This is a genomic window from Ornithinimicrobium sp. (genome assembly GCF_035267225.1).
GTDB lineage: Bacteria > Actinomycetota > Actinomycetes > Actinomycetales > Dermatophilaceae > Ornithinicoccus.
This window is the reverse complement of the sequence record NZ_DATFMA010000075.1, coordinates 1-9,931: the sequence shown is the minus strand read 5'-3', so window position 1 is coordinate 9,931 and position 9,931 is coordinate 1. Positions and strand designations below refer to the sequence as shown.

18 protein-coding genes and 1 pseudogene are annotated in these 9,931 nt (G+C 68.1%); all 19 read right to left on the bottom strand.

Annotated features, from left to right (window positions below; genetic code table 11):
- Nucleotides 1-107 (bottom strand): annotated as a pseudogene (locus VJ976_RS07135) (translation initiation factor IF-1); the annotation flags it as partial.
- Nucleotides 108-231: 124 nt separating this feature from the next.
- Nucleotides 232-1,092, bottom strand: coding sequence for a type I methionyl aminopeptidase (gene map, locus VJ976_RS07130; RefSeq protein WP_324099430.1), 861 nt, complete (start codon nucleotides 1,090-1,092; stop codon nucleotides 232-234).
- Between the two features lie 54 nt (nucleotides 1,093-1,146).
- Nucleotides 1,147-1,728 carry an adenylate kinase gene (locus tag VJ976_RS07125; protein WP_324099429.1) on the bottom strand — a complete coding sequence of 194 codons (582 nt, stop codon included), beginning with the start codon at nucleotides 1,726-1,728 and terminating at the stop codon, nucleotides 1,147-1,149.
- A complete protein-coding gene (gene secY, locus VJ976_RS07120; protein ID WP_324099428.1) occupies nucleotides 1,728-3,047 on the bottom strand; it encodes a preprotein translocase subunit SecY in 1,320 nt (439 codons plus the stop codon). Before secY ends, VJ976_RS07125 begins: the two co-directional genes overlap by 1 nt.
- A gap of 87 nt (nucleotides 3,048-3,134) precedes the next feature.
- Nucleotides 3,135-3,638 carry a 50S ribosomal protein L15 gene (gene rplO / locus VJ976_RS07115; RefSeq protein ID WP_324099427.1) on the bottom strand — a complete coding sequence of 168 codons (504 nt, stop codon included), beginning with the start codon at nucleotides 3,636-3,638 and terminating at the stop codon, nucleotides 3,135-3,137.
- Nucleotides 3,639-3,640: 2 nt separating this feature from the next.
- Nucleotides 3,641-3,823, bottom strand: coding sequence for a 50S ribosomal protein L30 (gene rpmD / locus VJ976_RS07110; protein ID WP_324099426.1), 183 nt, complete (start codon nucleotides 3,821-3,823; stop codon nucleotides 3,641-3,643).
- The gene (rpsE, locus tag VJ976_RS07105) at nucleotides 3,820-4,473 is read right to left on the bottom strand and encodes a 30S ribosomal protein S5 (RefSeq protein WP_324099425.1); all 654 of its coding nucleotides are present in this window, start codon (nucleotides 4,471-4,473) and stop codon (nucleotides 3,820-3,822) included. Before rpsE ends, rpmD begins: the two co-directional genes overlap by 4 nt.
- A gap of 47 nt (nucleotides 4,474-4,520) precedes the next feature.
- A complete protein-coding gene (gene rplR / locus VJ976_RS07100; RefSeq protein ID WP_324099424.1) occupies nucleotides 4,521-4,895 on the bottom strand; it encodes a 50S ribosomal protein L18 in 375 nt (124 codons plus the stop codon).
- Between the two features lie 3 nt (nucleotides 4,896-4,898).
- On the bottom strand, nucleotides 4,899-5,438 hold the full coding sequence (gene rplF, locus VJ976_RS07095) for a 50S ribosomal protein L6 (protein ID WP_324099423.1): 540 nt from the start codon (nucleotides 5,436-5,438) through the stop codon (nucleotides 4,899-4,901).
- 10 nt (nucleotides 5,439-5,448) lie between these two features.
- Nucleotides 5,449-5,847 (bottom strand): 30S ribosomal protein S8, encoded by a 399-nt coding sequence (rpsH, locus tag VJ976_RS07090; RefSeq protein ID WP_324099422.1) that lies wholly within the window; start codon nucleotides 5,845-5,847, stop codon nucleotides 5,449-5,451.
- A 117-nt stretch (nucleotides 5,848-5,964) separates the two neighbouring features.
- Nucleotides 5,965-6,150: a type Z 30S ribosomal protein S14 gene (locus VJ976_RS07085; RefSeq protein ID WP_324099421.1), complete on the bottom strand. Its 186-nt coding sequence runs from the start codon at nucleotides 6,148-6,150 to the stop codon at nucleotides 5,965-5,967.
- A gap of 2 nt (nucleotides 6,151-6,152) precedes the next feature.
- Nucleotides 6,153-6,764: a 50S ribosomal protein L5 gene (gene rplE, locus VJ976_RS07080; protein ID WP_324099420.1), complete on the bottom strand. Its 612-nt coding sequence runs from the start codon at nucleotides 6,762-6,764 to the stop codon at nucleotides 6,153-6,155.
- Nucleotides 6,764-7,126, bottom strand: coding sequence for a 50S ribosomal protein L24 (gene rplX / locus VJ976_RS07075; protein ID WP_324099419.1), 363 nt, complete (start codon nucleotides 7,124-7,126; stop codon nucleotides 6,764-6,766). The genes rplE and rplX overlap by 1 nt, the downstream gene beginning before the upstream one ends.
- Before the next feature lies 1 nt (nucleotide 7,127).
- The gene (gene rplN, locus VJ976_RS07070; protein ID WP_324099418.1) at nucleotides 7,128-7,496 is read right to left on the bottom strand and encodes a 50S ribosomal protein L14; all 369 of its coding nucleotides are present in this window, start codon (nucleotides 7,494-7,496) and stop codon (nucleotides 7,128-7,130) included.
- A gap of 94 nt (nucleotides 7,497-7,590) precedes the next feature.
- Nucleotides 7,591-7,938, bottom strand: a complete 348-nt coding sequence (gene rpsQ / locus VJ976_RS07065; protein WP_324099417.1) for a 30S ribosomal protein S17 — start codon at nucleotides 7,936-7,938, stop codon at nucleotides 7,591-7,593.
- Entirely contained in the window at nucleotides 7,935-8,225 is a 291-nt protein-coding gene (rpmC, locus tag VJ976_RS07060) for a 50S ribosomal protein L29 (protein ID WP_324099416.1), read from the bottom strand. Before rpmC ends, rpsQ begins: the two co-directional genes overlap by 4 nt.
- Nucleotides 8,226-8,228: 3 nt before the next feature.
- The gene (gene rplP, locus VJ976_RS07055) at nucleotides 8,229-8,645 is read right to left on the bottom strand and encodes a 50S ribosomal protein L16 (protein ID WP_324099415.1); all 417 of its coding nucleotides are present in this window, start codon (nucleotides 8,643-8,645) and stop codon (nucleotides 8,229-8,231) included.
- Nucleotides 8,645-9,505 carry a 30S ribosomal protein S3 gene (gene rpsC, locus VJ976_RS07050; RefSeq protein WP_324099414.1) on the bottom strand — a complete coding sequence of 287 codons (861 nt, stop codon included), beginning with the start codon at nucleotides 9,503-9,505 and terminating at the stop codon, nucleotides 8,645-8,647. Before rpsC ends, rplP begins: the two co-directional genes overlap by 1 nt.
- Complete coding sequence (rplV, locus tag VJ976_RS07045) at nucleotides 9,505-9,924, bottom strand: 50S ribosomal protein L22 (RefSeq protein ID WP_324099431.1); 420 nt, start codon at nucleotides 9,922-9,924, stop codon at nucleotides 9,505-9,507. Before rplV ends, rpsC begins: the two co-directional genes overlap by 1 nt.
- Between the last annotated feature and the right edge of the window lie 7 nt (nucleotides 9,925-9,931).

Sequence of the window (9,931 nt, the reverse complement as noted above, 5' to 3'; positions counted from 1 at the left end):
TGGGCGAGCACGATGTGTCCGTTGCTCAGCTCGACTCGGAAGTTCGCGTTCGGGAGGGACTCCACTACGGTGCCCTCGATCTCGATGACGCCGTCCTTCTTCGCCATAGGCTTGTTCTGTCCTTCGCTGGTGAGGCTGCTGTATGCACACAAAAGAGACCCCGAAGGGCCGACGTATCAGTCTACGACAGAGCAGGCGCAGCGGACGAATCGCTGCCACGACGAGCGGCTCTCACGCCAGCGGCGCGAACGCTGCGCCGAGCTGCGCGGCCCCACCGTCCTGCGCGGTCAGCACCCACAGCCCCTTCTCCGTCACCGCCACCGTGTGCTCCCAGTGGGCGGCGCGAGCGCCGTCCACGGTGACCACCGTCCACTCATCGTCCAGCGTCCGGGTCGCGATGCCCCCGAGGGTCACCATGGGCTCGATGGCCAAGGTCGCTCCCATGGGGACCACGGGCCCCTTACCTTTCACGGCGTAGTTGGGCACGTGCGGGTCCATGTGCATCGAGGTGCCGATGCCGTGCCCCACGTACTCCTCCACGATCCCGTAGCTCACCGGCAGGCCCGCCCGGTGACGCTCGGCACGGGACGCACGCACGGACCCCTCGACCGCGGCGCCTACCGCGTGCAGACGCCCCCCGGCGAACAGGGCCCGGATGCCGGCCCACATCGCCGTCTCGGTGTCCTGCATCACGGCGACGTCCTCGGCGCGAGCGGCTGGGCCGTGTTCGCCGCCGACGACGAGGCTGAGGGCAGCGTCCCCGTGCCAGCCCTCGACGATGGCGCCGCAGTCGATGGAGACCAGGTCACCGTCGACGAGCACGCGGGAGCCCGGCACGCCGTGCACGACCTCGTTGTTCACGCTGATGCACAACGAGCCGCGAAACCCGTGGTAACCCAGGAATGAGGGGGTGGCTCCGGCCGCGCGGATGGCCTGCTCGGCGCGACGGTCGATCTCAGCGGTGGTGGCCCCGGCCGTGGCCCAGCCGCGCGCCAGCTGCAGCGTCCGGGCCACCACGAGACCCGCCTCGCGCATGGCCCGCACCTGCGCCGGCGACTTGGCCTCGATCTTGGGCCGGCGCAACAGACTCATCACGAACACGAAGACCTCAACAGCTCACGGCACCGCCCGGTCGGGCCGCTCGGCTCAGGCGTCGTCGTCCTCGAGGTTGTCCAGCGCCGTCTGGACGCGCTCGGTCACCTCGTCGACCTCGCCCATCCCGTCCACCTCGACCAACAGACCGCGGTGGCGGTACATCCGCGACAGAGGAGCCGTCTCTTCGACGTAGATGTTCATCCGCTCCCGGATGACCTCTTCGGTGTCGTCCTCGCGTCCTTGGTCCTGGGCCCGCTGCAGCAGCCGCTGGACGACCTCGTCGGTGTCGACCGTGAGCTCCAGGACCGCGTCCAGCGAGGTGTCCTGGTCGCTGAGCATCTCATCCAGGGCCTCCACCTGGCCGGGGGTGCGGGGGAAGCCGTCGAGCAGGAACCCGTTGGCGGTGTCCGACTCAGCGAGCCGGTCGCGCACGATCTCGATCGTCACCTCGTCCGGGACGTAGCCACCGGAGGAGAGAATCGACTTCACCCGCTGCCCCAGCTCGGTCTCCTCCGCGATGTTCTTGCGGAAGATGTCGCCCGTGGAGATGGCCGGGATCTGGCGACGTGCGGCGATCCGCTCGGCCTGCGTGCCCTTCCCGGCGCCGGGGGCGCCCAGGATGATCAGTCTCATTAGCGCAGGAACCCTTCGTAGTCGTGCTGCTGGAGCTGGGACTCGATCTGCTTCACCGTCTGCAGACCCACACCGACCACGATCAGGATCGAGGCCCCACCGAAGGGGAAGTCCTGCGAGACGCTCAGCGTGCCCAGCGCGATCAACGGAAGCAACGCCAGCGCGGCCAGATAGATGGCACCGACCGTCGTGATCCGCGAGATCACGAACTCAAGGTACTCCGCCGTCGGCCGGCCCGCACGAATTCCGGGGATGAAGCCCCCGTACTTCTTCATGTTGTCCGCGACGTCGACCGGGTTGAAGGTCACCGAGACGTAGAAGAAGGTGAAGAAGATGATCAGCGCCGAGTACAGCACCATGTAGATCCACGAGGAACCGCTGGCCGCGATGCCGAGGTTGTTCTCCACCCACACGGCCCAGCCGGGCGAGGTTCCGTCGTCGTTGCGGTTGAACCCTGCGATGAGCGTCGGCAGCGTGAGGATCGAGCTGGCGAAGATGATCGGGATGACGTTGGCCATGTTGAGCTTGAGCGGGATGTAGGTCGACGTTCCGCCGTACTGGCGGCGACCGATCATCCGCTTGGCGTACTGGACCGGGATGCGTCGCTGGCACTGCTCGACGAAGACGACCAGGGTGATGACCACCAGGCCGAGGGTCATCACCAGGGCGAAGGTGCCCCACGACTGCTGCTGGATCGCCAGCAGCGATCCGGGGAAGCCAGCCGCGATGGCGGTGAAGATCAGCAGCGACATGCCGTTGCCGATGCCCCGCTCGGTGATGAGCTCACCCAGCCACATGATCAGACAGGTGCCGGCCGTCATGGTCAGCACCATGACGACGATGATGTACCACGACTCGTCGGGCATCACCGACGCGCAAGCGCCACCGAACAGGTTCTCCGGGTTGCGGGCGAAGGTGACCAGCGTCGAGGACTGCAGCACCGCCAGCCCCACCGTGAGGTAACGCGTGTACTGCGTCATCTTCGTCTGCCCGGCCTGACCCTCCTTCTTCAGGGCCTCGAACCGAGGGATGACCACAGTCAGCAGCTGGGTGATGATGGCCGCGGTGATGTACGGCATGATCCCCAGGGCGAACACCGACAGCTGCAGCAACGCCCCGCCGCTGAAGAGGTTGGCGAAGCCCAGCACCGAGTTCTGGCTCGCCGTGGCCGCTTCCTGGCACTGCTGCACCAGCTCGTAGTCGATCCCCGGGGCCGGGATGTGCGATCCCAGCCGGAACAACGCCATGATGCCCAGGGTGAACAAGATCTTCTTGCGAAGATCGGGCGTCTTGAACGCCCGCACGAACGCGGACAGCACGACTTGATCCTCCTCGGTGATCCCGCTCCTTCGGTCCAGTCCGGGGGATCAAGGTCGGACCGGGCGACGATAACACCCGCCCGTGGGTCAGGCCTGGGTCGTCGCGGATCCCCCGGCGGCTTCGAGCTTGTCCTTGGCCGAGGCCGAGAAGGCCGTCGCCGTGACGTGGACGGCGACCGAGATCTCCCCGGTCCCGAGCACCTTGACCGGCTGGCCCTTGCGCACGGCGCCGGCGGTCACGAGGTCGGGCTCGCCGACCTGGCCACCGTCGGGGAACAACGTGCCCAGCTGACCCACGTTCACCACCTGATAGGTCGTACTGAACGGGTTGGTGAACCCGCGCAGCTTGGGCAGGCGCATGTGCATCGGGGTCTGTCCGCCTTCGAAGCCCTCGGGCACCTGGTAGCGGGCCTTGGTGCCCTTGGTGCCACGGCCGGCCGACTTGCCCTTGCTCCCCTCGCCACGACCCACCCGGGTCTTGGCCGTCTTCGCGCCGGGAGCAGGACGCAGGTGGTGCACCTTCAGGCTCGCGCTCCCGCTGTGGGCGTCGTCGCCCGCTTGGTCGGCGGGCTGTGTCGTCTTCTCACTCATGGTCAGTCAACCTCCTCCACGGCCACCAGATGGGCGACCGTGCGTACCATCCCGCGGAACTCGGGACGGTCCTGCTTCACCACCGAGTCACCGATGCGGCCCAGCCCCAGGGAGCGCAACGTCTCCCGGTGCATGTGCTTGCCACCGATGCTCGATCTGGTCTGCGTCACCTTCAGCTGGGTCATGATGTACCTGCCTCGGCGCGTGCCCGCAGCATCGCGGCCGGAGCGACCTCTTCCAGCGACTTGCCGCGACGCGAGGCCACGGACTCCGGCCGCTCGAGGTCACGCAGGGCCTGGACCGCGGCATGAACGATGTTGATGGCGTTGTTGGAGCCCAGCGACTTGCTCAGCACGTCGTGGATCCCAGCGCACTCCAGCACTGCACGCACCGGGCCACCGGCGATCACTCCGGTACCGGGGCTGGCCGGGCGAAGCATGACCACCCCGGCAGCGGCCTCACCCTGGACCGGGTGCGGGATGGTGCCCGCGATCCGGGGCACACGGAAGAAGTTCTTCTTCGCCTCTTCCACTCCCTTGGAGATCGCGGCCGGCACCTCCTTGGCCTTGCCGTATCCCACGCCGACGGTGCCGTCGCCGTCGCCCACCACGACGAGCGCGGTGAAGCTGAACCGGCGGCCACCCTTGACCACCTTGGAGACGCGGTTGATGGTGACGACGCGCTCGAGGTACTGGTTGCGGTCGTCGTCGCGCCCCCCGCGACGTCCACCGTCGCGCTGGTCACGGTTGCCTCCGCGGCCACCACCGCGGCTGCCCTCGCCGCCACGGGCGTTGCCGCCGGTGGCCGCGTTCTGGCCTTGCTGCTCTGCAGCCATCTAGACGTTCCTCTTCTGCTCGGTGTCGTCACTCTTCGTCGGCGTCCTCACAGGGACAACCCGCCTTCCCGGGCGGCGTCGGCGACCGCGGCCACCCGACCGGCGTACCGGTTGCCGCCGCGGTCGAACACGACCGCGTCGACTCCGGCCGCGCGAGCACGCTCGGCGATGAGCGTGCCCACGGCGCTCGCCTTGGCCGTCTTGTCCTCGGTGCTGGCCCGCAGGTCAGGCTCCATGGTGGAGGCGCTGGCCACGGTGTGGCTGGCGGTGTCGTCCACCACCTGCACGAAGACGTGCCGCGACGAGCGGTTCACCACCAGGCGGGGACGCTGGGGCGTGCCCTCGATCTTCTTGCGCAGCCGTGTGTGGCGACGAGCGCGCGAGGCGCTCTTGCCCCGGGCTCTCTTGACGATCATTGCCATGGCTTACTTCCCAGCCTTTCCGACCTTGCGGCGGATGCGCTCGCCTTCGTAGCGCACGCCCTTGCCCTTGTAGGGGTCGGGGCGGCGTAGCTTGCGGATGTTCGCGGCCACCTCGCCGACCTGTTGCTTGTCGATCCCCGACACCGAGAAGCGCGTGGGGCTCGTCACGGTGAAGGTGATCCCTTCCGGGGCCGTGACCGGCACCGGGTGGCTGTAGCCGAGCGCGAACTCCAGGTCCGACCCCCGAGCCAGCACGCGGTAGCCGGTGCCGTAGATCTCGAGGTTCTTCGTGTAGCCCTGGGACACGCCCTGCACCATGTTGGCGATCAGGCTCCGCGTCAGCCCGTGCAGGGAGCGCGAGTCGCGCTCGTCGTCGGGCCGCGTCACCTCGACCGTGCCGTCACCGGTCGCGGTCGCCGTGATGGGCTCGGTGATGGTCATGGCCAACTCGCCTTTGGGGCCCTTGACCGTGACGTCCCGGCCGTCGATGCCCACCTCGACGTTGTCGGGCACGCTGATCGGCAGTCTTCCGATACGTGACATGGTGTTCCTCCTACCAGACGTAGGCGAGGACTTCCCCACCTACGCCTTTCGCTCCGGCCTGCTTGTCGGTCAGCAGCCCGCTCGACGTGGAGATGATCGCCACGCCCAGACCGCCGAGCACGCGCGGCAGGTGGGTGGACTTCGCGTACACCCGTAGCCCCGGCTTGGAGACGCGGCGCACCCCGGCGATCGAGCGCTCGCGGTTCGGCCCGTACTTCAGGTCGATGGCCAAGGTCTTGCCGACCTCGGCATCCTCGACGGACCAGCCGGCGATGTAGCCCTCGGCCGTCAGGATCTCTGCGATGTGCGACTTGAGCTTGGAGAACGGCATCCGCACGTCGTCCTTGTGTGCGGAGTTGGCGTTGCGGATACGCGTCAGCATGTCCGCGATCGGGTCAGTCATGGTCATGGGGCTGCTCGCCCTTTCTCACCGGGGTTTCGCCTGTGTGGTGCGCGGCGACCTGCGGCGTGGTTGCTGTGGTTCGCAATGTGGTTGCTGTGGTTGCTCTGGTGCGGTGCGGTCCGGCTACCAGCTGGACTTGGTCACGCCGGGCAGCTCGCCCGCGTGCGCCATGTCCCGCAGGCAGATCCGGCACAGGCCGAACTTGCGGTAGACGGACTGGGGACGCCCACACTTCTGGCAGCGGGTGTAGGCACGGACGGCGAACTTGGGCTTGCGGTTCGCCTTCTGGATCAGCGCGGTCTTGGCCACGGTCAGCTCTCCTTGAACGGGAATCCGAGGCGGCGCAGCAGCGCGCGACCCTCGTCATCGGTGGTGGCGGTGGTGACGACGGTGATGTCCATCCCGCGCACCCGGTCGATCTTGTCCTGGTCGATCTCGTGGAACATCGACTGCTCGGTCAGACCGAAGGTGTAGTTGCCCCGGCCGTCGAACTGCCGAGGCGAGAGCCCGCGGAAGTCGCGGATGCGGGGCAGCGCCAACGACAGCAGCCGGTCGGCGAACTCCCACATCCGGTCCCCGCGCAGCGTCACGTGGGCACCGATCGGCATCCCCTCGCGCAGCTTGAACTGGGCGATGGACTTGCGTGCCCGCGTCACTGCGGGCTTCTGCCCGGTGATGATGGCCAGGTCGCGGATGGCACCCTCGATCAGCTTGCTGTCGCGAGCGGCCTCACCCACACCCATGTTCACGGTGATCTTGGTGATCCCCGGGACCTGCATGGGGTTGCGGTAGCCGAACTGCTCGGTCAGGGCAGGCACGATCTCCTCGCGGTACCGCGTCTGCAGGCGCGGCGCGCCCACGGCTCCGGTGAGGTCGGTCGTCTGCACGGCTGCCGTGGTCTCGGCCTCGGTCGTGGTGCTCATCACAGGTCCTTCCCCGAGCGCACGGCGTACCGCACGCGCTGCGTGGTGGTGCGACCGTCCTCGGTGACGTTCTCGACACGGACGCCTACCCGGGTCGGCTTCTTGCTCTCCGGGTCCACGACCGCCACGTTGCTGATGTGGATGGGGGCCTCGGTGACCTGGATGCCGCCGGTGTTGACCCCGCGCTCGCCACCGGCCTTGGTGTGCTTGCTCACCCGGTTGATCCCCTCGACCAGCACGCGGCCGGTCTCGGGGAAGACCTGGATCACCCGGCCCTGCTTGCCACGGTCACCACCGTTCTCGGCCTTGCGGCCCGAGATCACCTGGACCAGGTCGTTCTTCTTGATCTTCATCTTCGCCATCTCAGATCACCTCCGGGGCCAGGGACACGATGCGCATGAAGCGCTTGTCGCGCAGCTCGCGACCGACGGGGCCGAAGATGCGCGTGCCACGAGGGTCGCCATCGTTCTTGAGGATGACGGCGGCGTTCTCGTCAAAGCGGATGTAGGAACCGTCCGGGCGCCGACGCTCCTTGCGGGTGCGCACGATGACGGCCTTGACGACCTCCCCCTTCTTGACGTTGCCGCCGGGGATGGCGTCCTTCACCGTGGCCACGATGGTGTCTCCGATGCCCGCGTAGCGGCGGCCCGAGCCACCGAGAACGCGGACACAGAGGATCTCCTTCGCGCCCGTGTTGTCCGCGACACGTAGTCGCGACTCCTGCTGGATCACTGTCGTACTCCTGTCGTCGTGCTGGTTCTCCCCCGGCACTGCCGGATGAGCCTGGCCGAACGTCGTTGACGGATGTCGGGTAGGGGGACGGCGCCTACTTGGCGCGGTCCAGGATGCGGACCAGGCGCCAGCGCTTGCTCGCCGACAACGGACGCGTCTCCATGATCTGCACCAGGTCGCCGACGCCGGCGTCGCCGGCTTCGTCGTGGGCTTTCACCTTGGAGGTGCGCCGCAGCACCTTGCCGTAGAGCGGGTGCTTGACCCGGTCCTCCACGGACACGACCACGGTCTTGTCCATCTTGTCGGACACCACGTAACCCTGGCGCACCTTGCGGTAGTTGCGCGAGGCGTCGTGAATGGCCTCGGGCACGACCTGCGCCGCGTCGATGTCGGTCTCGGGGACGCTCTGCGCCCCGGTCTGCTCGGTCGACGTCTCGCTCATGCCTGGCTCACCTCTTCCTTGGTCGTCTCAGCCTCGTCCTGCTCGTCCGTCGCCTCTGGCTGCGGCTCTTGACCGATACCGAGCTCCCGCTCGCGCATCTCGGTGTAGATCCGCGCGATGTCGCGGCGCACGGCGCGCAGGCGTCCGTGGCTCTCGAGCTGGCCCGTGGCCGACTGGAACCGCAGGTTGAACAGCTCCTTCTTCGCCTCTGTCAGCGCATCGCGCAGCGGGTCGTTCTCCAAGCCGCGCAGCTGCTGGGGAGTGAGGTCCTTCGAACCGATCGCCATCTGCTACTCACCACCCTCGCGCGCCACGAAACGGCACTTCATCGGCAACTTGTGGATCGCCAGCCGCATTGCTTCGCGGGCGACCTCCTCCGGGACTCCGGAGAGCTCGAAGACGATGCGCCCCGGCTTGACGTTGGCCACCCACCACTCCGGCGAGCCCTTGCCCGAGCCCATCCGGGTCTCGGCGGGCTTCTTGGTCAGCGGGCGGTCGGGGTAGATGTTGATCCACACCTTTCCGCCACGCTTGATGTAGCGAGTCATCGCGATACGCGCCGACTCGATCTGCCGGTTGGTGACGTAGGCCGGCTCCAGCGCCTGGATGCCGTAGTCACCGAAGGTGATCGCGGTGCCGCCCTTGGCCACGCCGGATCGCGTCGGACGGTGCTGCTTGCGGTAGCGCACCCTGCGGGGAATCAACATCAGGACTGACCTCCTTCGCTGCTGGTCGGCGTCGCGGCGGGGGCCTCGGCTCCGACGGCCGCCGACTCCGCGGCACTGCTTTCGGCCGGCTCCGGAGCGCTCCCGCGCGCGGGACGGTCGCCGCGTCGCGCGGGTCGCCCACCGGGACGGTCCCCGTCCCTGCGGCCTCGCCCGCCCCCGCGCGACGGCGCGGCGGAGGCCTCTTCACGAGCCAGCTCCTTGGCGGTCAGGTCGCCCTTGTAGACCCAGACCTTGACGCCGATCCGGCCGAACGTCGTCTTGGCCTCGTAGAAGCCGTAGTCGATGTTGGCACGCAGGGTGTGCAGCGGGACGCGGCCCTCACGGTAGAACTCCGAGCGGGACATCTCCGCCCCGCCGAGCCGACCCGAGCACTGGATCCGGATGCCTTTGGCCCCGGCCCGCAGGGCGGACTGCATGCCCTTGCGCATCGCACGCCGGAACGTCACGCGGGCCGCCAGCTGCTCGGCGATTCCCTGAGCCACGAGCTGAGCCTCGACCTCGGGGTTCTTCACCTCGAGAATGTTCAGCTGGACCTGCTTGCCGGTGAGCTTCTCCAGCTCTCCGCGGATGCGGTCGGCCTCGGCGCCGCGGCGTCCGATGACGATGCCCGGACGCGCGGTGTGGATGTCGACCCGGACGCGGTCGCGTGTGCGCTCGATCTCCACCTTGGCGATGCCGGCCCGGTCCATGCCGGTCGACATCAGCCTGCGGATCGCCACGTCCTCCTGGACGTAGTCACGGTAGCGCTGACCGGCCTTGGTCGAGTCGGCGAACCACCGACTGCGGTGGTCGGTCGTGATGCCGAGGCGGTAGCCGTTCGGGTTGATCTTCTGACCCATCAGCGAGCACCTCCGTGGTTGCGGTTGGCGGGTTCGCCCACGACCACGGTGATGTGGCTCGAGCGCTTGAGAATCTGGCTGGCCCGACCCTGCGCGCGGGGCCGGAAACGCTTCATGGTCGGTCCCTCGTCGACGAAGATCGAGCGGATGACCAGGGCGCGCTCGTCGAAGGCCTGCGCGGTGGCATCGGCCCGGTGCCGCGCGTTGGCGACGGCCGACTGCAGCACCTTCAGCACCGGCTCGCTGGCCGACTGCGGGGCGAACTGCAGAGTCGCGGTCGCTTCCGCCACGCTCTTGCCGCGCACCAGGTCCACCACGCGGCGGACCTTCATCGGGGAGACCCGCACGAAGCGTGCCTGTGCACGGGCCAGCGTCAGGTCGTCCTGCGCCTGCTCGTGCTCGGTGTGCTGTGTACTCATCGACGCC

What these genes read in the sequence shown, in the direction of transcription:
- map (WP_324099430.1), bottom strand. Translation starts at nt 1,092, where the DNA reads ATGAGTCTGTTGCGCCGGCCCAAGATCGAGGCCAAGTCGCCGGCGCAG.
- rpmD (WP_324099426.1), bottom strand. Translation starts at nt 3,823, where the DNA reads ATGACCCAGCTGAAGGTGACGCAGACCAGATCGAGCATCGGTGGCAAG.
- rpsE (WP_324099425.1), bottom strand. Translation starts at nt 4,473, where the DNA reads ATGGCTGCAGAGCAGCAAGGCCAGAACGCGGCCACCGGCGGCAACGCC.
- rplE (WP_324099420.1), bottom strand. Translation starts at nt 6,764, where the DNA reads ATGAGCACCACGACCGAGGCCGAGACCACGGCAGCCGTGCAGACGACC.
- rplO (WP_324099427.1), bottom strand. Translation starts at nt 3,638, where the DNA reads ATGAGTGAGAAGACGACACAGCCCGCCGACCAAGCGGGCGACGACGCC.
- rplX (WP_324099419.1), bottom strand. Translation starts at nt 7,126, where the DNA reads ATGGCGAAGATGAAGATCAAGAAGAACGACCTGGTCCAGGTGATCTCG.
- rplV (WP_324099431.1), bottom strand. Translation starts at nt 9,924, where the DNA reads ATGAGTACACAGCACACCGAGCACGAGCAGGCGCAGGACGACCTGACG.
- rpsC (WP_324099414.1), bottom strand. Translation starts at nt 9,505, where the DNA reads ATGGGTCAGAAGATCAACCCGAACGGCTACCGCCTCGGCATCACGACC.
- rplP (WP_324099415.1), bottom strand. Translation starts at nt 8,645, where the DNA reads ATGTTGATTCCCCGCAGGGTGCGCTACCGCAAGCAGCACCGTCCGACG.
- rpsH (WP_324099422.1), bottom strand. Translation starts at nt 5,847, where the DNA reads ATGACCATGACTGACCCGATCGCGGACATGCTGACGCGTATCCGCAAC.
- rpmC (WP_324099416.1), bottom strand. Translation starts at nt 8,225, where the DNA reads ATGGCGATCGGTTCGAAGGACCTCACTCCCCAGCAGCTGCGCGGCTTG.
- rpsQ (WP_324099417.1), bottom strand. Translation starts at nt 7,938, where the DNA reads ATGAGCGAGACGTCGACCGAGCAGACCGGGGCGCAGAGCGTCCCCGAG.
- rplR (WP_324099424.1), bottom strand. Translation starts at nt 4,895, where the DNA reads ATGGCAATGATCGTCAAGAGAGCCCGGGGCAAGAGCGCCTCGCGCGCT.
- VJ976_RS07125 (WP_324099429.1), bottom strand. Translation starts at nt 1,728, where the DNA reads ATGAGACTGATCATCCTGGGCGCCCCCGGCGCCGGGAAGGGCACGCAG.
- rplF (WP_324099423.1), bottom strand. Translation starts at nt 5,438, where the DNA reads ATGTCACGTATCGGAAGACTGCCGATCAGCGTGCCCGACAACGTCGAG.